General features: G+C 34.7%; 20 protein-coding genes. 10 read left to right on the top strand and 10 right to left on the bottom strand.

Translation table 11 applies throughout. The annotated features are described in order from the left end of the window. Positions 1 to 171 precede the first annotated feature (171 nt). The 3 genes from truA to lpdA all read left to right on the top strand — a co-directional run bounded on the left by truA (position 172) and on the right by lpdA (position 4,387). Entirely contained in the window at positions 172 to 909 is a 738-nt protein-coding gene (gene truA, locus MYRA21_RS09735; protein ID WP_006260628.1) for a tRNA pseudouridine(38-40) synthase TruA, read from the top strand. Next, positions 906 to 2,654, top strand: coding sequence for an ABC transporter ATP-binding protein (locus MYRA21_RS09730; RefSeq protein ID WP_006260627.1), 1,749 nt, complete (start codon positions 906 to 908; stop codon positions 2,652 to 2,654). Before truA ends, MYRA21_RS09730 begins: the two co-directional genes overlap by 4 nt. A 341-nt stretch (positions 2,655 to 2,995) precedes the next feature. Further along, positions 2,996 to 4,387 (top strand): dihydrolipoyl dehydrogenase, encoded by a 1,392-nt coding sequence (lpdA, locus tag MYRA21_RS09725; protein WP_006257123.1) that lies wholly within the window; start codon positions 2,996 to 2,998, stop codon positions 4,385 to 4,387. A gap of 149 nt (positions 4,388 to 4,536) precedes the next feature. Here the strand turns inward: lpdA and purB are convergent, their stop codons facing one another. The 6 genes from purB to MYRA21_RS09695 form a co-directional block, all read right to left on the bottom strand. After that, positions 4,537 to 5,886, bottom strand: a complete 1,350-nt coding sequence (purB, locus tag MYRA21_RS09720; RefSeq protein WP_006260624.1) for an adenylosuccinate lyase — start codon at positions 5,884 to 5,886, stop codon at positions 4,537 to 4,539. Between the two features lie 465 nt (positions 5,887 to 6,351). Beyond that, positions 6,352 to 7,197, bottom strand: a complete 846-nt coding sequence (locus tag MYRA21_RS09715; RefSeq protein WP_006260623.1) for a DUF2911 domain-containing protein — start codon at positions 7,195 to 7,197, stop codon at positions 6,352 to 6,354. A gap of 244 nt (positions 7,198 to 7,441) precedes the next feature. Beyond that, positions 7,442 to 9,427, bottom strand: coding sequence for a protein-disulfide reductase DsbD (locus MYRA21_RS09710; RefSeq protein ID WP_006260622.1), 1,986 nt, complete (start codon positions 9,425 to 9,427; stop codon positions 7,442 to 7,444). Continuing rightward, positions 9,424 to 10,743: a tRNA lysidine(34) synthetase TilS gene (tilS, locus tag MYRA21_RS09705; protein WP_006260621.1), complete on the bottom strand. Its 1,320-nt coding sequence runs from the start codon at positions 10,741 to 10,743 to the stop codon at positions 9,424 to 9,426. The genes MYRA21_RS09710 and tilS overlap by 4 nt, the downstream gene beginning before the upstream one ends. A 176-nt stretch (positions 10,744 to 10,919) precedes the next feature. Then, positions 10,920 to 11,975 (bottom strand): RluA family pseudouridine synthase, encoded by a 1,056-nt coding sequence (locus MYRA21_RS09700; protein WP_006257128.1) that lies wholly within the window; start codon positions 11,973 to 11,975, stop codon positions 10,920 to 10,922. A gap of 18 nt (positions 11,976 to 11,993) precedes the next feature. Continuing rightward, positions 11,994 to 12,629, bottom strand: coding sequence for a PASTA domain-containing protein (locus MYRA21_RS09695; RefSeq protein ID WP_006260620.1), 636 nt, complete (start codon positions 12,627 to 12,629; stop codon positions 11,994 to 11,996). A 124-nt stretch (positions 12,630 to 12,753) separates the two neighbouring features. On the opposite strand from MYRA21_RS09695, the gene MYRA21_RS09690 reads away from it, so the two are divergent. Together MYRA21_RS09690 and coaD are read left to right on the top strand one after the other, a co-directional pair. Further along, on the top strand, positions 12,754 to 13,734 hold the full coding sequence (locus MYRA21_RS09690; protein WP_006260619.1) for a D-alanine--D-alanine ligase: 981 nt from the start codon (positions 12,754 to 12,756) through the stop codon (positions 13,732 to 13,734). An 11-nt stretch (positions 13,735 to 13,745) separates the two neighbouring features. After that, a complete protein-coding gene (coaD, locus tag MYRA21_RS09685) occupies positions 13,746 to 14,198 on the top strand; it encodes a pantetheine-phosphate adenylyltransferase (protein WP_006260618.1) in 453 nt (150 codons plus the stop codon). Positions 14,199 to 14,253: 55 nt separating this feature from the next. Here the strand turns inward: coaD and MYRA21_RS09680 are convergent, their stop codons facing one another. Further along, positions 14,254 to 14,862, bottom strand: a complete 609-nt coding sequence (locus MYRA21_RS09680) for an NUDIX hydrolase (protein WP_006257132.1) — start codon at positions 14,860 to 14,862, stop codon at positions 14,254 to 14,256. A 7-nt stretch (positions 14,863 to 14,869) separates the two neighbouring features. On the opposite strand from MYRA21_RS09680, the gene pyrE reads away from it, so the two are divergent. Further along, positions 14,870 to 15,511: an orotate phosphoribosyltransferase gene (gene pyrE / locus MYRA21_RS09675; RefSeq protein WP_006257133.1), complete on the top strand. Its 642-nt coding sequence runs from the start codon at positions 14,870 to 14,872 to the stop codon at positions 15,509 to 15,511. Positions 15,512 to 15,534: 23 nt separating this feature from the next. Continuing rightward, positions 15,535 to 15,927, top strand: coding sequence for a hypothetical protein (locus MYRA21_RS09670; RefSeq protein ID WP_006257134.1), 393 nt, complete (start codon positions 15,535 to 15,537; stop codon positions 15,925 to 15,927). A gap of 76 nt (positions 15,928 to 16,003) precedes the next feature. Here MYRA21_RS09670 and MYRA21_RS09665 read toward each other — a convergent pair whose 3' ends face one another. Further along, the gene (locus tag MYRA21_RS09665; protein WP_006260617.1) at positions 16,004 to 16,756 is read right to left on the bottom strand and encodes a hypothetical protein; all 753 of its coding nucleotides are present in this window, start codon (positions 16,754 to 16,756) and stop codon (positions 16,004 to 16,006) included. Positions 16,757 to 17,520: 764 nt separating this feature from the next. On the opposite strand from MYRA21_RS09665, the gene MYRA21_RS09660 reads away from it, so the two are divergent. Beyond that, on the top strand, positions 17,521 to 18,912 hold the full coding sequence (locus tag MYRA21_RS09660; protein WP_006260616.1) for an RtcB family protein: 1,392 nt from the start codon (positions 17,521 to 17,523) through the stop codon (positions 18,910 to 18,912). A 2-nt stretch (positions 18,913 to 18,914) separates the two neighbouring features. Beyond that, positions 18,915 to 19,535: a peptide chain release factor H gene (gene prfH, locus MYRA21_RS09655; protein ID WP_006260615.1), complete on the top strand. Its 621-nt coding sequence runs from the start codon at positions 18,915 to 18,917 to the stop codon at positions 19,533 to 19,535. Positions 19,536 to 19,625: 90 nt separating this feature from the next. Here prfH and MYRA21_RS09650 read toward each other — a convergent pair whose 3' ends face one another. Both MYRA21_RS09650 and prmA read right to left on the bottom strand, forming a co-directional pair. After that, positions 19,626 to 19,901, bottom strand: a complete 276-nt coding sequence (locus MYRA21_RS09650; protein ID WP_006257138.1) for an ATP-dependent Clp protease adaptor ClpS — start codon at positions 19,899 to 19,901, stop codon at positions 19,626 to 19,628. Positions 19,902 to 19,925: 24 nt separating this feature from the next. Continuing rightward, positions 19,926 to 20,759: a 50S ribosomal protein L11 methyltransferase gene (gene prmA, locus MYRA21_RS09645; protein ID WP_006260614.1), complete on the bottom strand. Its 834-nt coding sequence runs from the start codon at positions 20,757 to 20,759 to the stop codon at positions 19,926 to 19,928. A gap of 121 nt (positions 20,760 to 20,880) precedes the next feature. On the opposite strand from prmA, the gene MYRA21_RS09640 reads away from it, so the two are divergent. Then, positions 20,881 to 22,116, top strand: coding sequence for a porin (locus MYRA21_RS09640; protein ID WP_006260613.1), 1,236 nt, complete (start codon positions 20,881 to 20,883; stop codon positions 22,114 to 22,116). The last annotated feature ends 88 nt before the right edge of the window (positions 22,117 to 22,204 follow it).

Here is a 22,204-nt window from a genome sequence, read left to right as displayed (position 1 = left end):
AAATTAAAATCCGCCTTCTTACTAAATACGAATAGTAATCCGTCTAGCCCTTTCATTTCTTAGTTATTTGTTCTTCTATTCAAAAAATGAGTTCCTAATTTTATAATAACATCAACTACCTAGTCCCGATTTTAAAGTATATTTGCGTTTTACAAAACAAAGAGAATTACATTGAGATACTTTTTAGAATTCGCATATAACGGAACACATTATCACGGATGGCAATTACAACCTGATGCTATATCAGTACAGGAAGTACTGACTAAAGCTATCTCTACTCTACTACGCACCCCTATAGAGCTAGTGGGAGCAGGTAGGACAGATGCTGGAGTACATGCTAAACAGATGTATGCACACTTTGATCACGAGTTACCTTTTGACAAAGATTCTTTAGTACAACGAATGAATTCTTTTTTACCTGAAGACATTGTTATTTATAATATACATACCGTAGCAGATGATGCCCACGCACGCTTCGATGCGACAGCACGTACCTACGAGTATCACATTCATCAATATAAAGATGCGTTTTGTAACGCGGGTAGCTACTACCACTTTAGACCGCTGAATGTAGAATTAATGAATCAAGCTGCTCAAATCTTATTTGAGTATGAAGACTTCGAATGTTTCTCTAAGACACATACAGATGTATTCACCTTCAATTGTACTATTTATAAAGCACATTGGGATATTCTACCTGATAACAGACTAGTATTTACCATCTCTGCTAATCGCTTCCTGCGCAATATGGTCAGAGCGATAGTGGGTACCTTAGTCAATGTAGGACATGAAAAAATAACACTAGATGACTTCAGAACGATAATAGAAAGTAAAGACAGAGGCAAAGCTGGCTTTTCTGTACCTGGAAAAGGTCTTTATTTAACTCAAGTTAGTTACCCTTATTTATGAAAAAACTAAAATCATTATCTCTACAGAAATTATTACAATATACTAAGCCGTATCAAAAACGATTTAATTGGGTAGTTGTATTTGCGATTTCCCTTTCTATATTCGCTGCCATACGTCCGTATATGCTAAAAATAACTGTAGATGAATACGTACAGAAACAAGATCAATCTGGGCTACTACTCTACATCCTACTGATGGGATTAGTACTCGTACTAGAAGTATCTTCACAATTCTTCTTTACCTATTGGGCGAACTGGTTAGGACAGGATATCGTAAAAGACATTCGAGAGAAACTATTTGATAAAATTATCAACTTCAGAATGCGTTATTTCGATAACGAACCCGTAGGAAAATTAGTGACACGTGCAGTATCTGATATAGAATCTATCGCTAGTATCTTCAGTCAAGGGCTCTTTATGATTGTCAGTGACTTACTAAAGATGTTCGTGGTACTGTGCATTATGTTCTATATGAACTGGAAGTTGAGCTGTATCGTATTGATAGCTATGCCTATTCTATTATATGCTACTCGTGAGTTCCAACGACACATGAAAACTGCGTTCCAAGAAGTACGTACACAGATATCTAATCTAAATACATTCGTACAAGAGAGATTAACAGGAATGAAGATCGTACAACTCTTTACGAGAGAAGAAATAGAATACGAAAAATTCAAAGAGATTAACCATAAACACAATGTGGCTTGGCTAAAGAATATTCTGTATAACTCTATCTTCTTTCCGATAGCGGATATCGTATCTTCTCTTACACTTGGTTTTGTGATTTGGTATGGAGGGATGTCTATCGTACAAGGAGACAACCTTACTTCTTTCGGAGATTTATTCGCCTATACGATGTTAATCACCATGCTATTTAACCCATTGAGACAGATAGCTGATAAGTTCAATGTCATGCAAATGGGGATTATCGCAGCAGAGCGTGTATTCGAAGTATTAGAAACAGAAGAACAGATAGACGATAGCGGTACAGTCACTGCCCCACAGTTTAATGGTAAAATAGAACTAAAAGCTGTTCGCTTTAGTTATATCGAAGGAACAGAAGTACTAAAAGGGATTAACCTAGATATAGCTGCTGGTAGCACCATTGCGATCGTGGGAAGTTCTGGTGCAGGTAAGTCTACTATCATCAATCTATTAAATAGATTCTACGATATAGACAGTGGTACGATCTGTATCGATGGTGTCAATATCAATGAATACAAACTAGCTACACTGCGCAAACAAGTAGCAGTGGTACTTCAGGATGTATTCTTATTTAGTGACACAATATACAATAATATCACGCTACATGATGAGAGTATCACAAGAGAGACTGTCATCGAAGCTGCTAAGAAAATAGGGATACACGACTTCATCTTACAACTCCCTGGTGGATATGATTATAATGTGAAGGAACGCGGTGTCATGCTATCATCTGGACAGCGTCAGTTGATCGCTTTCTTACGTGCGTATGTTAGTAATCCTAGTATTCTGATACTAGATGAAGCTACCTCTTCTATCGATACACATTCAGAAGAATTACTACAGAAAGCGACTGACTATCTAACTAAAGATAGAACGTCTATCATTATAGCACACCGATTAGCAACGATAGTAAACGCTGATCAAATTATCGTAATGGATAAAGGTAAAATAGTAGAAAAAGGAACTCATAAAGACCTATTAGAAATCCAAAACGGATACTATAAAAACCTACACGAGTCACAGTTTAACAAACAAATATAGCTCAATATACAGAAGCGATAGATCCATATCTATCGCTTTTTTATTGTTCATTATAAAGATGGTTTCTCTACCTAAAATGAATTAGACGAAAACTTCCGAAGAGTAGAAATACTTTTGTTCTAAAATTTCAATATTTTTTAGTACGCTATTCTCTCCTAGTTTTTTAAAAGATTATCAACAATATTGCCTTTTTGATAATAATTGTCACGTCTTAATAGCCAAATAAGCCACACTCCTTGCAATTACCTTAGTTACAGCCTATCAACTTTTCGTATTGAAAGTTTCAATAACAGAAATAAATGATTATTTTCGTAGCATAAAATATAGAAATATATAGATATATGAAATTCGATATTATTGTTTTAGGAAGTGGCCCTGGAGGTTACGTTACTGCGATTAGAGCTTCTCAGTTAGGTTTTAAAGTTGCAGTTGTTGAAAAAGAAAATTTAGGAGGTATCTGCTTAAACTGGGGATGTATCCCAACGAAAGCTCTTCTTAAATCGGCACAGGTATTTGAATACCTTAAACACGCTTCTGACTACGGATTGACTATCAATGGTGATGTAGATAAAGATTTCAATGCTGTTATCGCACGTTCTCGTAACGTAGCTGAAGGAATGAGCAAAGGAGTTCAATTCTTAATGAAAAAGAATAAGATCGAAGTTATCGACGGATTCGGAAAAGTAAAACCAGGTAAGAAAGTAGACGTTACTGACAAAGATGGAAAAGTAACTGAACTATCTGCTGACCATATTATCATCGCTACAGGTGCTCGTTCTAGAGAGTTACCTAACTTACCTCAAGATGGTAAAAAAGTAATCGGATACAGACAAGCATTAACATTACCTCAACAACCAAAGAAAATGATTGTTGTTGGTTCTGGAGCTATTGGAGTTGAGTTCGCTTACTTCTATAAATCAATGGGTACTGATGTAACTATTGTTGAGTTTATGCCAAATATCGTTCCTGTAGAGGATGAAGATATCTCAAAACAATTTGAGCGTTCTTTAAAGAAAAACGGTATCAACATTATGACTAACTCTTCTGTAGAGCGTATCGACACTACAGGTGAAGGAGTAAAAGCATATGTAAAAACAGCTAAAGGTGAAGAGGTATTAGAAGCTGATATCTTATTATCTGCTGTAGGTATCAAAACGAATATCGAGAACATCGGATTAGAAGAAGTAGGTATTGCTACAGATAGAGATAAAATCTTAGTAAACGACTTCTACCAAACTAACGTACCTGGATACTATGCTATCGGTGACGTAGTACCTGGACAAGCGTTAGCTCACGTGGCTTCTGCTGAAGGTATCTTATGTGTTGAGAAAATCGCTGGACACCATGTAGAGCCATTAGATTACGGAAATATCCCAGGATGTACTTATGCTACTCCAGAGATCGCTTCTGTAGGTATGACTGAGGCTAAAGCGAAAGAGGCTGGTTATGAACTTAAAGTAGGTAAATTCCCATTCTCTGCATCTGGAAAAGCAAAAGCTGCTGGTACTCCTGATGGATTCGTTAAAGTTATCTTTGATGCTAAATACGGTGAGTGGTTAGGATGCCACATGATCGGAGCTGGTGTTACAGATATGATCGCTGAGGCTGTAGTTGCTCGTAAATTAGAAACTACTGGATACGAAATCCTTAAAGCTGTTCACCCACACCCTACTATGAGTGAGGCTGTGATGGAAGCTGTAGCTGATGCTTACGGTGAAGTAATCCACTTATAAGAATTAGATTATTCAATATATAGAAACGGGCTGCCTTAGAGTAGCCCGTTTTTTATTTATCTATTCTAAAAATAGTGTTCTAATCATGAAATAAAAAAGCGAGCCCTTCTTTCGAAAGACTCGCTTATTCATTTTATTATAAATTCTTATTACAGAATATCTACTCCTAAATAATTAGCTGGTGTGATTGCTTTAAGTTCAGTTTTAATCGCATCAGATACATTTAATGTCTCGATGAAATTATGCATTGATTCTTTATTAATCACTGTATTCGTTCTAGTCAAATCTTTTAATGCTTCATACGGATTAGGGTATCCTTCTCTTCTTAGAATAGTCTGAATAGCTTCTGCTACTACAGCCCAGTTATTCTCTAAGTCTTGAGCAAACTTATCTGCATTCAGCAATAACTTATTCAATCCTTTTAATGTAGACTCAAATGCAATAAGCGTATGTCCAAAAGGTACTCCTACATTACGCAACACTGTACTGTCTGTCAAGTCACGTTGAAGACGTGATATCGGTAACTTAGCAGCTAAATGTTCAAAGATCGCATTAGCAATACCTAAGTTTCCTTCTGAATTTTCGAAGTCAATAGGATTCACTTTATGAGGCATAGCCGAAGAACCTATCTCTCCTGCCTTAATCTTCTGTTTAAAGTAATCCATCGATACATACGTCCAGATATCTCTATCTAAGTCTATCAGTATCGTGTTTATACGTTTTAATCCATCGAAGAATGCTGCGAAGTGATCATAGTGCTCTATCTGTGTAGTCGGGAAAGAATGCTTAAGCCCTAAAGTCAATTCTACGAAGTCAGTTCCAAACTGTTTCCAATCTTGTTTTGGGTAAGCTACATGGTGTGCATTAAAGTTACCTGTAGCACCACCAAATTTAGCAGCAAAAGGTACTTGCTCTAATAATGCTAACTGCTGTTCTAAACGCTCCACGAATACGTAAATCTCTTTACCTAGACGTGTAGGAGAAGCAGGCTGACCATGCGTACGTGCCAACATAGGTACATCCTTCCACTCTATGCTCAGCTCTTTTAATCTATTGATAACAGTTAGTAAAGATGGTTTATATACATCCTCATACGCTTCTTTAGTCAATAAAGGTATAGAGGTGTTATTAATATCCTGAGAAGTTAGTCCAAAGTGAATAAACTCTTTATACTCTTCTAACTTTAAAATGTCAAATGCGCTTTTCAGAAAGTACTCTACTGCTTTCACATCGTGATTCGTAGTTTTCTCCATCTCCTTGATCCACAAAGCATCTTCTGTGGTAAACTCTTGATACAGTTTACGCAATTCAGGAAAGATAGAACTTGGGACATTGGCTAATTGAGGGACATTGTGCTCGCATAGAGAAATAAAGTACTCTACTTCTACTAATACTCTGTACTTGATTAATGCTTCTTCTGAGAAATAATTAGCTAGTGCATTGGTCTTACCTCTATAACGCCCATCGATAGGCGAAATAGCATTTAATTCTGTTAGCATATTTTAGATTGTGTTGTTAAGACACAAAGATAAAGCATTCGATACAGAATCAAAGTATCTTAAATAAAAAAGATAGTTGATAGTAGGTTTGTTTTTTTGTGATGGTGTTTTTTTGTGATGGTGTTTTTCTGTAGTTTGCTTACAGCATAGAGTAATGGAAATTAGAGATATGATTAATTGACAGTTGAAGGGTTACAGCTCACGGTTTCACAACTTCACGATTTCACAATTTCACAATTTCACAACTTCACGATTTCACAACTTCACGATTTCACAACTTCACAAAAAGACAACTTCACAAAAAGACAACTTCATAGAAACAAAAAAAGATAGCTCATTAGAACTATCTTTTTCTTTATATATTCAGAGCTATAAGCTTTCAGAAATCAGTGTTTTAAGCACAATCTTAATTCTTAATTCTTAATTCTTAATTCTTAATTCTTAATTCTTAATTCTTAATTAAAATTACTTGCTCCACTCTCTGATAGCGTCTTTATTAATCTTGATATAATCAAGGTTATTCGCTTTCTCTGCTAACTCTAATGCCCATTTGGCAGTTTCTACAGCGGCTATTTTATCACCTCCTTTAGCTTGGATTTGTGATTTTAAGCGTACAAAGTAATAAGGTATTTTGTCTCCTGATTTCTCAATAGCCTTATTTACCCAATCTAGAGCTTTTACAAGGTCTTTGTTTGTTAGGTAATAATATTCTGCTGCTCCGTAATAATCAACGATTGTAGGTCCATCAAATGTCTCCTCAATACTCTGCATTGCCAGTTGATCTGTTGGTACTTTAAAACGAACAGGCACAACTGTCTTCTCCCACATAATCTCTAAGTCCGCGTAGTCTATGTTCACATTATTCACTGCTACAGTTAATGTCTCGAATTTGCGATCAGAACCAATAGGTTTAACCTTAGTCGATAAAGCTACTTTACTCTCATCCCATTTCTCTGGTAATCCCCAGTTATTCGTATCTGCATAGAATATTACTTCCCATTCTTCTACTTTAGGAATAGTAAATAATGCATACGATCCTTTCTTTAATTTCTTACCGCCTATCTCTACATCATTACCAAAAGTAACTACCGTATTCATATTCGCCCCTGTTCTCCACATTCTTCCATAAGGAACTAAATCACCAAATACTAAACGCCCTCTCATATTCGGTCTTGAGTAGTCAATCTTGATATCCGTAAGCCCTACTACTTGATGTGATTCTGCTTTTGTACTTGTAGGTGGAGTGTGAACTTGTGCTTGTGTACACAGTGCAAACAATGCAAATGATAATGCAACTAAACTTCTTTTCATTTTTCTTAGCTTATTTTATACGCTCTAATTAATCATCTAATATTCTGAAGAATACATTCTCTATTAGTGATTAACAAAAGGTACTTAAATTAAATATTGTGTTTTGTTTCCTTATTTCAGAAGGTTATCAAATGTATTAACTTTCTTCTTAAAATTAAATCAAAACACCTTTGTTTTTTTATACCACTACCATAAAAAAAGCCACGTGAACTCACGTGGCTTCTCTTAAAATATAATCGTAACGTTATTTTACTTTATTAATACCGCTCTCTAACCAAGCTTTATACTCTGGTGCGTCTGGCATATAACCAACAGCTTCATTTAAGCGATTACCTTCTTTATCTAATACGATATAGTAAGGCTGTGCATTCGCTTGGTAATGTTTCATTTGGAAATCACTCCATTTATTACCAATTGTTTTTATCTTCTTACCTGTAGTTTCCGAAACGTATTGTTCGTTCTCAGGCAACTCTTTCTTATCATCTACATATAATGAAATTAAAACAACTTCATTTTTTAAGATAGATAATACTTCTGCTTCTGACCATACATAATCTTCCATCTTACGACAGTTCACACATGCAAAACCTGTGAAGTCAAGTAAGACTGGTTTGTTTACAGATTTAGCATAAGCCATACCTTTCTCGTAATCTGTAAAAGCAATAATATCATGTGCTCCAAGTTTAGCTCCGTCTGGAATAGCAGTAGCTACTCCTCCTCCGTTACCACCTTTTCCGCCAATACCATAAGGACTTTCTGAATACGTCATCGGTGGAGGGAAACCTGAGATAATCTTAAGTGGTGCTCCCCATAGACCTGGTATCATATAAATCGTAAATACAGATACTAATAAAGCCATAAATAATCTTCCTACTGATATACTATCTGTAGGACTATCATGAGGTAACCTAATCTTTCCTAATAAATATAACGCCCATGCTCCAAAGATAGCAATCCAGATCGCCAAGAAAACTTCCCTTTCTAACCAATGCGCTTGTAATACAAGGTCTGCATTAGACAAGAATTTAAATGCTAAAGCTAACTCTAAGAATCCTAAAGATACTTTCACAGTATTTAACCATCCTCCTGAACGTGGCATAGAGTTTAACCATCCTGGGAACATAGCGAATAACATAAATGGTAATGCTAATGCTAGAGAGAACCCTAACATTCCTACGATAGGTGCTATACCTCCTTTAGATGCTGCTTCTACTAATAGTGTTCCTACGATAGGCCCTGTACATGAGAATGATACTATAGCAAGTGCTAATGCCATAAATAAGATTCCTATGATACCTCCTCTGTCTGCTTGAGAATCTACTTTATTAGCCCATGAGTTAGGTAACATAATCTCGAACGCTCCTAAGAACGATGTAGCGAATATCACTAACAATAAAAAGAAGATAATATTAAAATACACATTCGTAGAAAGTGCGTTTAATGAATCTGCTCCAAATATTGCAGTCACTATCGTTCCTAATACTACATAGATAAGGATGATAGATAATCCATAGATAATTGCATTCTTAATTCCCTTCGCTCTAGTCTTAGACTGTTTAGTAAAGAAACTCACTGTCATTGGAATCATTGGGAATACACATGGTGTAAGTAATGCTGCAAACCCTGATAAGAAGGCTAAGAAGAAAATAGTAAACAATCCTTTTTTCTCTTCTTTAGTATTTCCTGTTGTAGCTACTGTTGTATCCGTTGTATCACTGTCCTTTTTAGTATCTACAGCAGTAGTTGCTAAATCTTCGAAGTTCTTTACTTCCTTGGTTTCAAGTGTCTTTAAATCATAAACAAATAAGTTACTCTGGCTAATACACATTTCATCACATACCTGATAAGCTAATTCTACTTGGATAGTTTCCACAGTAGGATTGGTTATCTTAATGTCTTGAACTAGTTTAGCAGAGTCTACGAAGTAGATTTCATCCACACCAAAGACATCATTAAATGAAGTCTTTGTTTCACTCTCCTTTGCCTTACCCTCTAAAGTATAATTTCCCTCTTGATTATTATAAATAAACTCTAAAGGCAAAGAACCTCCTTCTGGGTTATATTGGGAGTATAAATGCCAGTTCTTTTCTATTACAGCATCCCAAGTAATGGTATATTCTGTATCAGACTTTTTCTCAATTTTAGATTGCCATTTAGCAGGATTAGTAATCTGAGCCTGCACTGATATAAATGACAATAAAAAAAGTAGCAAATAAGCTAATTTTCTCATAGATTAATTTGAATTTTAATAATGTTTGTTGTTGTATCTTTTATCTTAAATCGTTCATCCATTCGACTACCGATAACCCATACAATCTTATTTTCTGAACATAAAAGCCAAGTATTCTCTTTATCAAATAGACTAAACTTCTCGTCTTTAAAAAACTTACTCACTTTCTTTGTTCCCTTCATCCCAAATGGGATAAATCTATCTCCACTTCGATATTTACGTATAGTCAATGGAAAAGTCAATAAATCCCCATCTACATAAATGGTCGAAGCATCACTTGTTAACTGTTTTTCTTCATAAGGTGTTATACTAATCGTTAGTGGTTGGGTTAATGTTTGTTTGTTCTCTAATAAATATATTTGTTCTTTATTCTCTTTTTCTTGTGGAAGAGGTTTTATTATAAACTCTCCTCTATTCTTCAACAGTACATGAGTAGGCGAATAAATCATCTTACCTGATGCTCCATTAATTAAATCTTCGATATCAGACCAAGCCGTAAATCCTAAAGGAGATAACCACTTATACAAATATGCTTTAGGTGAAGAAAGACTTTTTAACTGCTCTAAGTTAATACTTATCTCCTCACCGTCATGTTCTGTAACTACCTGACTGTAATAATATTTACTAGCATCTTCACTCAAATCTACTGACTGCTGCAAATACTCCATTGTCTGTAAAAAAGACTGACAAAAATGTTCATTCGTCTCTTTTAGAAGTGGCAATATATTCCTACGAATTTTATTACGCAAATATTTTGTCTGACTATTTGTTATATCTTCTCTCCAAGTAATCTGATTCTCTTCTGCATAATGAGCGATATCCTCTCTAGTAAATGGCAATATTGGTCTTCTGATGTAGCCATTTCTAGCTGGTATTCCTAATAACCCTTCTATACCCGTACCTCTAGATAAATTAATCAAGAAAGTCTCCATAGAATCATCTAAGTGATGAGCGGTTAATAGATAGGTCTTCTTCTGTTGTGTAGCTAGTTCTCTAAACCAATCATATCGCAATTCTCTAGCTGCAATCTGTATAGACACCTTGTGCTCTGTGGCATATTGTACTGTATCAAACTCTGCAACAAAAACTGGAATGCTTAACTCCTCTCCTAATTGTTCTACAAACTCTTGGTCACCATTACTATCTTCTCCTCTTAAATGGAAGTTACAATGTGCTATCGTTATGTCTAGTCCTAACTTATGACATAAATGCACTAAAACGATACTATCTATCCCTCCACTTACTGCAAGTAATAATGGCTCTTCTAATAACTCTCTGAAGTTATTCTCTATATGTAATTTAAACTGATTAAACATCTTCTAGTAAAGTCAACAAAGTAACTAAAATAATTTAATTACTTTCTCCTTATTTATGTTTTTTTAACCTAGATTAAGACTTTTTCCTTCTTTTTTAAATGATATTTTATAGCAAATAAAATAAAGCAAATAAAAAAAGCCTCATCTAACAATGAGGCTTTGATATCTTAAATTAACTATAATCCATCTACTTTATTTCCAAAATTAGAAGCTTGTGCGTATGTTCTCCATTTTTCAATACATTCTACCATATCTGTAGGTATCTCAGAGTCAAACCTCATTCTTTCTTTAGTTATAGGATGTGTAAATCCTAGTGTTTTAGCATGTAGAGCTTGTCTAGGTAAAACAGCAAAACAATTATCTACGAACTGTTTATATTTGGTAAATGTCGTTCCCTTAAGAATTAAGTTACCTCCATAACGTTCATCGTTAAACAGCGTATGTCCAATATGTTTCATGTGAACACGTATCTGATGCGTACGACCTGTCTCTAGACGACAAGATACTAAAGTAACATATCCTAAGCGCTCAAGTACTTTATAATGCGTCACAGCCCATTTCCCCATACTCTCATCATCAAAGGCAGCCATCTGCATTCTATCTTTGACGTGACGGCCGATATAGCTCTCTATCGTACCTTCATCTTCTTCTACATTCCCCCATACCATAGCGACATACTCACGCTCAGATGTCTTTTCTGCAAATTGCTTTTGCAGTTCGGTCATTGCCCATTCTGTCTTTGCTACTACTAACAGACCACTAGTATCTTTATCAATACGGTGGACCAATCCTGGTCTTTCACTACTATTTAGGGGTAAATTCTCAAAGTGATATGCTAAAGCATTTACTAGAGTTCCTGTATAGTTACCATGTCCTGGGTGTACTACTAGTCCTGCTGGTTTATTCACTACTAATAATGAATCATCTTCATATACTATATCAAGAGGAATATTCTCTGGTATAATGATATTTTCGAATGGTGGTTGTTTCATCAACACACGCACCACATCATTAGCTTTTACTTTGTGATTTGATTTTACAGGTATATCATTCACGAATATATTTCCATTAGTAGCTGCTTGTTGTATTTTATTACGTGTAGCATTCTCTACTAAGTTCATTAAAAACTTATCCACTCTTAAAGGAGCTTGTCCTTTCCCTGCTTCAAATCTATAATGCTCAAATAACTCACCTTCTAAGTCATCGAACATTTCTACATTATCTTCTTGCATTAATCTTATTTAAATCTTTTAAAAATCAAATTCACTAGAATTACTAGAATTGCCATTCGCATCTTCGATAGCTGGCGCTACGTCAAGCTCTTCTTCTGAGTAACCCGCTCTACCATCTCCTAAAACAAAGTCAATTCTAGAGTCTTTTGCTATTTTGTCCCCTTCATTTAAGACTTTACCTTTTTGATAAACTTTAAGCACAACATCCTTTCCAATGAAAGTCTGGTATGTAATCGTTCCTTCTTTTAAACCTAATGACTTAATAGTCGCTAAGGCCTGACGGTAAGTTAATTCTTCAAGCTTTGGCAATTTTACATTACCATAACCCGATGCATTAATCTTCACATATATCTTTCTATTCGTTTTCACACCCGTCTTCGGAGCAGGGTCCTGCTCTACAATACTTAACGGAGGGAAATCTTTATCATAATCAAGTGTATCTAATACGACCATGTTCAACTCGTTTTTCTCTAACAGTTGTAATGCCTGGTCGGTATCTAACTTAATTAAACTTGGTACTTCTATCTTTTCTCCATGATTAGTCGTATGTGCCAACCACTTAAGCGCTAAGAACACACCTAGTATAACGATTACGACTGCACTCGCTAAGGAAATAAAAAAGGCTCTACTTTTTAGAAAATCCATTAATTTCATATCTACTTATTTTGAGCAAAGATATAAAATCGAAAACATTTTTTGTTTCTATGTTTTATTATAAATTTGTTTTGAACAAATACAAACTAGTAATTCATACTAATGTATTAAAATTTAGCTCTATATGAAGCACGTAGCAGTAATTATGGGGGGATATTCTAGTGAATACAAAATCTCATTGACAAGTGGTAAAGTGGTATGCGATACACTAGACCGATCTAAGTATATTCCTTACCCAGTACATATATTTGAAAACAAATGGGTATATGTAGATGATAACAATGATGAATTCCCTATTGATAAAAATGACTTTTCGGTAAACTATAAAGGAAATAAAATCACTTTTGATGTTGTATTTAACGCTATACACGGTACTCCTGGAGAAGATGGATTAATGCAAGCTTATTTCTCTCTTATCGGAATGCCTCATACCTCATGTGACTATTACCAAGCTGCTTTAACGATGAATAAAAGAGATATGCTTTCGGTATTAAAACCGTTTGGTATTAAAACAGCTATCTCTTATTATCTAAATGAAGGAGATGTTATCAATACTGAAGAAATTATTCAACGTGTTGGGTTGCCTTGTTTTGTGAAACCAAATAGATCTGGTTCTAGCTTTGGTATCTCTAAAGCAAAAACAACAGAGGAATTACTTACTGCCATAGACGTAGCTTATAAAGAAGATAACGAGATTATAATCGAAAGTTTTTTAAATGGTACTGAGGTATCTGTTGGGGTTATTGACTATCAAGGAGAGATAAAAGTACTACCTATGACAGAGATAGTTTCTGAAAACGATTTCTTTGACTACGAAGCAAAATACTTAGGTAAATCTCAAGAGATAACTCCTGCTAGAATAGATGATAAAGTTAAAGATAAAGTAGCAGATATAGCTAGTAGAGTCTATACAATTTTAAATATGCAAGGCTTCTCTCGCAGTGAATTCATCATAGTGGATGGAGTTCCATTTTTATTAGAAATGAATACTGTACCAGGTTTAACGAACGAAAGTATTCTACCACAACAAGCAAAAGCGGCTAATATTGCCCTAGCTGACTTGTTTGACAATGCAATTGTTTTAGCTTTGCAGAAAGCAAATTAATTTTAGATACCATGAGAAGAGCAGTTTTACCAGGTTCTTTTGACCCTATTACAAATGGCCATTACGATATTATCCAAAGAGCATTACCTCTATTTGATGAGATTATTGTTGCTATCGGAGTAAACTCAGATAAAAAATATATGTTTTCACTAGAAGACAGAAAGCGCTTTATAGAAGAGACATTTAAAGATGAGCCTAAAATTAAAGTAGCTACTTACGAAGGATTAACTACTGATTTCTGTTTTAAAGTAGGAGCACAGTTCATTCTTAGAGGACTAAGAAACCCAGCTGACTTCGAGTTTGAAAAAGCAATTGCACATACAAACCGTTTCTTGACAAAAATAGAAACTGTCTTTTTACTAACAGCAGCGAGTACTTCATTTATTAGCTCTAGTATAGTGAGAGATGTTATCCGTAATAAAGGAGACTATTCTAAACTAGTCCCTCCTACTGTAAAATTCTAATCCAATATAGAATCTAAAAAAGCCTATCTAAATCGATTTAGATAGGCTTTTTAAATTATTCATCTTTTAATATTCCTAGTTCATCTATAAGCAACTTAATATTCTCATAAGAGTTATTCATTGCCTCTCGGATTTGTTCTTTATTTAACCATGCTACTTGTTCTATATCTTCTTCTATCTGACCTACTAATGGTCCGTCAAAAGTAGAAGTCATTTTATACCAAGTAGTAATTTTCAATCTATACTTACCATTTCTTTTAAAGATATGATACGTTTTAGGCAATTTACGCACTATCTTAAGTTTAGACACACCTGTTTCTTCCTCTACCTCTCGTATAGCTGTTTCCTCCATTTCTTCTCCTTTCTCAATTCCTCCTTTAGGTAAGTCCCACTTACCACCTCTAAGAATAAAAAGAATTTCTCCCTTTGGATTAAACACAACTCCACCTCCTGCTTTCTGTACTGGTATCTTTTCTTTTATCTTCTTTAAGATCTCTTTTTCATCTGGATGATATAAAAAAGCCTTCTCAATTTTATTTTGAAAATATTTAATGATAATTTTGTCAATATCGACACTATCTAATAAGAACAGTTGAAAATCGGTTTCTTTCTCGATTTTATCTGTTAAGAACAATGGTTTGTCGTTTACAAAAACTTTATACATTTGTATTATGATTTTTAATAAAGAAACAGCACACAAAACTGCCGAGTCACTTCTGCAAATTAACGCAATTAAATTAAATCCTAAAAATCCTTTTACTTGGGCTTCAGGATGGAAATCACCTATTTATTGCGATAACCGTATCACATTGTCTTATCCAGAGATTAGAAAGTTCTTACAAAAAGAATTTGCTGAGAACATCGTAGCTAAATATGGCAAACCAGATGTAATCGCAGGAGTAGCTACAGGAGCTATCGGTATAGGCCTTCTAGTAGCAGAAGCTTTAGAACTGCCTTTTGTATATGTACGTCCTGAACCTAAAAAACACGGAAGACAAAATCAAATCGAAGGACAATTAGAAGCTGGTAAATCAGTTATTGTTATCGAAGATCTTATCAGTACTGGTAAAAGTAGCTTACAAGCCGTTGACGCACTAAAAGAGAACGGAGCTAATATCCTAGGTATGGCTGCTATCTTTACTTATGAATTCCAAGTAGCTGAAGACAACTTCAAAAATGCAGGAATAGAACTAACTACACTAAGTAACTACTCTTCTTTATTAGAAAATGCAGTAAACCAAAAATATATTTCAGATAGTGATCTAGACACACTACAAGAGTGGAGAAAGAACCCTGCTGAATGGAATCAATAATAATATCCTAAATACTAGAATATATGAATTTAGAAAGTCAAAAAGTAACTGTTGCTAAATCAGCAGAATATATCTTCAACGCTTTGACAGACGTTAAGAACTTTGAAAAACTAATGCCTGAGTCAATTGCTAAGTTTGAAGTTACAGGAGATGATTCTTTTATCTTTGCATTAAAAGGAATGCCAGAGATTAAATTAAAACAAAAAGATCAAACTCCTCACTCTAAAGTTGTTTTAGGTGCTGCTAGTGATAAACTTCCTTTTACATTAACTGGAAATATTACTGAAGTAGATGCTAATAACTCTGAGATACAACTTCAATTCGAAGGTAGCTTTAACCCAATGATGGCGATGATGGTAAAAGGACCTATCGGTAAATTCATTGAAGCTTTAGCTGGAAATATGAATAAATTATAATACAAAAAAAGAGGAATTTACTAAGTGTAAATTCCTCTTTTTATTTTTAGATGTTCAAAATAGAATCTTTATGCTCTTATTTGAACTCCACTTTATATTCTAACACTTTAGGATTAGCTATAATATCAGACATAGAGAATCTCTTTTCAAAAGATTTACCATCTTTACTGATTACGGCATCTTCATAAGATACAGACTTAATTTTCTTGTCAAAACTTGTTTTTAGAACATAAGTAAACATCGCTTCCATTCCTCCCATCTCATTCGCTTTCTTAGCTTCTTCAGTATCTTTTACACTAACCTTTCTTTCGAATTGTTTGCTGTCTAGACTATATTGACTCTCAACTAATAAAGGTGGTTGTTTCTTTCCATTTTGCTTCTTATCTAGCTCACTTGTTTTATCTGTTATCTTATTGATATTTATAAGTGATTGATTCAAGTCTGCCATATCTTTTGCAATTACTTTTAAATTAAAATCAGCTAAAGAGTCTTTCATATTAATCATAAAGCGTACATTCTTAGTATTGTCAAATAACTCTTTGTTTGCTTTAATAATACTATCTTTCTTCTGCTCTCCATTCTTTTCTTTTAACATAGCGAAATCAAGTATCTGATCTATGCTTAATTCCTGTCCGCTAATCAATTCTAACTTCTCGGCATCTCCTTTAAAAATAGCATTCTTATCAGGCACATTTTGTAACAACTCTTTAAAGTCCATCTTAAAGGTGTAATCTACCGCCCCGTTATCTTTTACGTACATTTCTTCCTTCGTCACACATGACTGAAGTGATAAGCTCAATCCTAGAAGGAATAAATAAATCTTTTTCATTTGTTTTATTTTTTTTGTGATACACAAAGGTAAACTTTTAAATCACTGATAAAATATGACCATAAAAAAACAGCAATAAATCATAGTGACTTATTGCTGTCTTAAATAAAACTATACTATTAATTTTAAGCGTTTTTTAATTTCTTATAGAATAGACTATTTTACTGTCTTAGGATCCTTTGTATTCTTAAGTCCTCTATTAATTATTAAGTGAGGATAGAACTGATCTATTCCTTCTCCTGCTTTTATAAAATTCAAAGTAATCGCTGCTGATCTTGATTGATACTTTTCAAAATAAACTAAATTAACAACCTATCTTAAAACCATTTACACAAAAAACACAGTATCAGCTGCTCCCTCCCAAGTTTAGGATATTAGTATCTAAATACCTTATAAATATTTTATTTACAAAATATTTTTCTCTTTTCCCTTGCATAATTCAAATCTTTTATACAATCTTTGCACTGAAAATAAAGTTTAACAATTAAAAACGAAGAGAAAATGTTTGTACTAAATTATACTTCTACATCATTCGCATCAGCAGGGATTGCTGGGGTGTATCTTCGTGCTACTTTTATTTAGAATATCTAATTTTATATATAAATGAAAAGCCCGAAGATTTAAATTCGGGCTTTTTTGTGTTTATTCCGGACCCTTAACGTCATTAAAACCCGAATTGACTGATAGATGCTAAAGATCATCAGTAAAAAACAGATCAATTGTGAACTAACAATTGAGCATTTAGTCAATTTAAATTTTACATCATGGGAAGGAAACTTTCTGGGAGAGACTTTATTAAAATAGGCTTTCCTCAAAACAATACAATAAACATCGCCTTAGGGCAAGTAAATAGATATAAGAAAAAAGAGAATAAAAACAACATACTTGAAGAAGCTAAGCTTGTACTAAAGAATCCTGATTCTTACATAGGAGACGGTATCTGGGGCAAAGTAGCAGAGAGTATGATAAAACAAGTAGAAGTCAAAAAGCATCAACTGAATACCAATAGAGTACCATTCTCTATCTATGGAGAAGACGCTATAGACGAACAGACGAAATACCAACTGTTCACTGCTTTAAAATTACCTGTGGCAGTACAGGGGGCATTAATGCCTGACGCTCATTACGGATATGGTTTACCTATCGGAGGAGTGTTAGCTACTGACAATGCTGTTATTCCTTATGGAGTAGGTGTAGATATAGGATGTCGTATGAGTATGTCAGTCTTTAATCTACCTGCCAGCTTCCTAAAAGGAAAAGACCATATGTTGTTAAACATATTATCAGAACACACCAAGTTCGGTATGTATGACACACATAAAGTCAAAGCTGATCATGAAGTATTCAGTAGAGAAGAGTTTAAAAACATTCCTTTTGTAAAAGGCTTATTAGATAAAGCATACAAACAATTAGGAACATCAGGTAGTGGTAACCACTTCGTAGAGTTTGGTATCGTTCGATTAACGGAGACTAAACCTGAGTGGAGATTAGAACCTGGAGAATATATCGCAGTTCTTTCACATAGTGGATCGAGAGGTCTTGGAGCTAATATCGCTAAGCACTATACGTATTTAGCAGCTAAACAATGCCCTCTACCAAGCAATGCACAACATTTAGCTTGGTTAGACCTCAACACACATGATGGGCAAGAGTATTGGTTAGCCATGAATCTTGCAGGAGATTACGCAAAGGCATGTCACGATGATATACACCGTCGCATTGCTAAAGCATTAGGTAAGCAGATAGCTTTCACTATCGAAAACCATCATAACTTCGCTTGGAAAGAAGTGATTAATAACAAAGAATTAATTGTTCACCGCAAAGGAGCTACTCCTGCTGCAGAAGGACAATTAGGAATAGTCCCGGGATCGATGACTACTAATGGCTATATAGTCGAAGGTCTGGGAAATGCAGAGAGCTTAAATTCTGCCTCTCATGGAGCAGGACGCCTACACTCACGCGCGGCATGTAAACAGAAGTTTACCAAGAGTGAGATTAAGAAAGAGCTAAGCTCTACAGGTGTTCAACTTATCGGAGGTAGCGTAGATGAAGCCCCAATGGCTTATAAAGACATCAATGCAGTGATGCAAGCTCAAAGCGAATTAGTAAAAGTATTGGGAAGCTTTACCCCTAAATTTGTAAGAATGGATAAGTAATTATGGCAACAGTTATTCAGATTACATCAGGTAGAGGTCCCCAAGAGTGTGATTTTGCCGTTAAGAAGATCGCACAACTTTTTATAGACGACGCAGTCAAATCCAATATTAAAGTTGATCCAATACAGGATGAAGCCGACGCACATGGCGCGTCGGTCTTTATCCAAATCGTCGAAACGTCTAAAGAAGTTGATACTTTTTTGAGAACTTGGTTAGGTACAATACAGTGGATTTGCGAAAGTCCCTTTAGACCTAAACACAAAAGGAAGAATTGGTACATCGGTATTTTTGAAAGCACTAAAGCAAGTGATCCTGCGATTCTTGACCGTGATATTCAATACCAAGCTGTACGCAGTTCTGGAGCTGGCGGACAGAATGTCAATAAAGTTAGCTCGGCTGTAAGAGCTACTCATCTGCCTACAGGCATTACTGTACTAGCAATGGATAGTAGATCTCAGCACCAAAACAAAAAATTAGCCACCGAAAGAATACTAGGTAAACTTCAGTATATGGCATTAAATGAAGTCAAACTAGAAGAAAAGAATACGTGGCTAAACCAAACGAAAGTAGAAAGGGGCAACCCTACTCGAACTTTCATTGGCATAAAATTTAGAGAGAAATAATCACAAAAAAGGCTACTCATATGATATGAGTAGCCTTTTTATATTTTCTACAGTACCTCAGTCCTGTTACACTTCTATACCTTATAATTATTAGATAATTTCAGCACTTAAACCTGCATCTAATAATTGTAAACACTGAGACTTAAGTTTCTTAAACTCCCCAGTTTTAACCGTACATTTACCTGTATAATGTACTAATACAGCACATTGTTCTGCTTGTTCAGATGTATGATCACACACGCGAATAAGCGTATCGATGACATGATCAAAAGTATTTACATCGTCATTATACAAAACAATTTCACTGTTTCCATTCAGTAATTCAGATACATCTACATTTTCCTGAATTTGCTCTTGTGTACTCATAATATATTATATAGTAATGAAATTTTATCCTTTTATAAACTTCAAAGATACCCAATTATTCTTTTCTAAAGAACTTTCAAAAACTAAACCAATCTTTTCTGCACAATTTTTAATCGCTGTAATATCTTCTGTATAAAATCCACTGAAGTAAATCTCACCTCCTTTATACAAACTAGCGATATACTTATCCATATCATTTAATAGGATGTTTCTGTTAATATTAGCTAAGATTACATTGTACTTAGGCTCTTTACTAATTATAGAAGCATCTCCTTCGAATACCTCTACGTTAGCACAGTTATTTCTCTCTGCATTCTCTATAGAGTTAAGATAACACCAGTTATCGATATCGATAGCATCTACGTGCTTAGCTCCGCGCATAGCAGCTAATATCGCTAAGATAGCTGTACCACATCCCATATCTAGCACTACCTTATCTTGCATATCGTTATTCAAGATCTGGCGAATCATCATAAAGGTAGTCTCGTGATGTCCTGTACCGAAGCTCATCTTTGGTTCTATAACGATATCATACTGAGCACTTGTTTTCTCATGAAATGGAGCTCTTACATAACATATACCATCTACATCGATTGGGTCAAAGTTCTTTTCCCACTCCTCATTCCAGTTTACTTGAGCTATTTCCTCTTTTCTATAAGTAATTGTAAACTGTTCTGACTGTAAAATAAAAACATCTTCTAAAATATCCTCTGTCCACAAATCTTTTTGAACATAAGCACTAACACCTGTTGCTGTCTCTTCAAAACTCTCAAATGCCTTTTCTCCTAACTCCGCAATCAGTATTTCTGTACCAAGTTCTCTTGGTTCTACATTAAAATGATAACCTATATACACCATAATTTCTTATTAAATCTGTTTCCTTAACCTTTTGGTAACACTATCTTTACATTGAAGTAACAACATAAGTATTCCTATTGCAAAACTAATGTTATTTTTGCACAAATAAATACAACACACTATGAAAAAGCTTTTACAATGTCTTTTTTTGCTTTGTCCAATGCTGACAATGGCACAGGAAATTAAGCATGAAACCACTAGTAATGAATTAAAATTAGAACAACTACCATACTATAGTTATGGTAAAGGACTAGGAATGACTTCTGCAGACAGTATCTTCCAGTTAAATATCCGATTCAGAATGCAGAACAGATTAACCTTCAATGAAAACGATGGTGAGAAAAACACCTATGAAGGAGAAATCAGGAGATTGCGTCTAAGACTTGACGGTTTCGTAGGTAGCCCTAAGTTCTTATATGTAATTCAGCTTTCATTCGCTCCTAAAGATTTAGGGACAACCAAAGAGAATGAACCTATTAATATCATCCGTGATGCTGCCTTAACATATCGTCCTAACGAAAACTGGAACTTTATCTTCGGACAGACTAAACTACCTGGTAACAGACAGCGTATTAACTCTTCAGGAGCACTACAGTTAACAGATCGTTCTATTAACAACTCTAAGTTCAACATCGATCGTGATTTCGGTATACAAGCCTATTACTTACGTGAGAAGAAGAATGAATTCGGATATAATATTAAGACTGCCGTATCTACAGGTAGAGGTCGTAACTTCTCAGGGAGCGAAAGCGATAGTTATGCATTAACAGGTAGAGTAGAATTATTCCCTTTAGGTAGTTTCTCTAAGAATGGTGCATTCTTTGAAGGTGACTTAGCTAGAGAAGCAACTCCTAAATTAATGTTATCAGGTACCTTCCATCGCAATAATAATGCAATGAAATCACAAGGACAAACAGGGAATAAACTAGGAGAAGCAAAGTCATTCAACTCATTAATGCTAGACGGTATCGTTAAATATAATGGATGGGCTGGTATGGTATCTTATATGAACAGAACCTTAGACGATGCATTGTCATTAAACAATCTTGAAGATCCTACAGATGGATATAACTACATCTTTGCCGGTCAAGGAATGGACTACCAGCTAAGTTATATCTTCCCTAGTAACTATGAGATCATAGGACGAGTATCTACTCAAACTATGAAAGACCAATTACACAAAAACACAGACTTCAATTTACCAAATACAACACAGTTTTCACTAGGAGCCAACAAATACCTTTGGGAACATACTTTTAAGTTACAAGCTGAGTTAACGTATGATAAACAGAAGTTCTACCAAGGTCCTACGAAGAACAATTGGTATTTTAGACTACAGTTCGAAATAGGAATATAATAAAAAAAATGTCAATAATTTATTATTATCAAAAATACAACCTCTAAATAATTAACTATTATTTAGTAATTTATCAAACCTACTATAA

It is taken from the genome of Myroides sp. A21, assembly GCF_000807225.1.
GTDB classification, from domain to species: domain Bacteria; phylum Bacteroidota; class Bacteroidia; order Flavobacteriales; family Flavobacteriaceae; genus Flavobacterium; species Flavobacterium odoratimimum.
The sequence above is the reverse complement of the archived record's forward strand: the minus strand, read 5'-3'. Positions and strand labels throughout refer to the sequence as shown.

Bases quoted from the DNA above. Each gene is read 5' to 3' on its own strand.
- coaD (WP_006260618.1), top strand. From the start codon at position 13,746: ATGAGAAGAGCAGTTTTACCAGGTTCTTTTGACCCTATTACAAATGGC.
- MYRA21_RS09650 (WP_006257138.1), bottom strand. From the start codon at position 19,901: ATGAGTACACAAGAGCAAATTCAGGAAAATGTAGATGTATCTGAATTA.
- MYRA21_RS09670 (WP_006257134.1), top strand. From the start codon at position 15,535: ATGAATTTAGAAAGTCAAAAAGTAACTGTTGCTAAATCAGCAGAATAT.
- MYRA21_RS09700 (WP_006257128.1), bottom strand. From the start codon at position 11,975: ATGCAAGAAGATAATGTAGAAATGTTCGATGACTTAGAAGGTGAGTTA.
- MYRA21_RS09680 (WP_006257132.1), bottom strand. From the start codon at position 14,862: ATGTATAAAGTTTTTGTAAACGACAAACCATTGTTCTTAACAGATAAA.
- MYRA21_RS09660 (WP_006260616.1), top strand. From the start codon at position 17,521: ATGGGAAGGAAACTTTCTGGGAGAGACTTTATTAAAATAGGCTTTCCT.
- prfH (WP_006260615.1), top strand. From the start codon at position 18,915: ATGGCAACAGTTATTCAGATTACATCAGGTAGAGGTCCCCAAGAGTGT.
- pyrE (WP_006257133.1), top strand. From the start codon at position 14,870: ATGATTTTTAATAAAGAAACAGCACACAAAACTGCCGAGTCACTTCTG.
- prmA (WP_006260614.1), bottom strand. From the start codon at position 20,759: ATGGTGTATATAGGTTATCATTTTAATGTAGAACCAAGAGAACTTGGT.
- MYRA21_RS09640 (WP_006260613.1), top strand. From the start codon at position 20,881: ATGAAAAAGCTTTTACAATGTCTTTTTTTGCTTTGTCCAATGCTGACA.
- MYRA21_RS09715 (WP_006260623.1), bottom strand. From the start codon at position 7,197: ATGAAAAGAAGTTTAGTTGCATTATCATTTGCATTGTTTGCACTGTGT.
- MYRA21_RS09710 (WP_006260622.1), bottom strand. From the start codon at position 9,427: ATGAGAAAATTAGCTTATTTGCTACTTTTTTTATTGTCATTTATATCA.
- lpdA (WP_006257123.1), top strand. From the start codon at position 2,996: ATGAAATTCGATATTATTGTTTTAGGAAGTGGCCCTGGAGGTTACGTT.
- tilS (WP_006260621.1), bottom strand. From the start codon at position 10,743: ATGTTTAATCAGTTTAAATTACATATAGAGAATAACTTCAGAGAGTTA.
- MYRA21_RS09665 (WP_006260617.1), bottom strand. From the start codon at position 16,756: ATGAAAAAGATTTATTTATTCCTTCTAGGATTGAGCTTATCACTTCAG.
- MYRA21_RS09730 (WP_006260627.1), top strand. From the start codon at position 906: ATGAAAAAACTAAAATCATTATCTCTACAGAAATTATTACAATATACT.
- MYRA21_RS09690 (WP_006260619.1), top strand. From the start codon at position 12,754: ATGAAGCACGTAGCAGTAATTATGGGGGGATATTCTAGTGAATACAAA.
- purB (WP_006260624.1), bottom strand. From the start codon at position 5,886: ATGCTAACAGAATTAAATGCTATTTCGCCTATCGATGGGCGTTATAGA.
- MYRA21_RS09695 (WP_006260620.1), bottom strand. From the start codon at position 12,629: ATGAAATTAATGGATTTTCTAAAAAGTAGAGCCTTTTTTATTTCCTTA.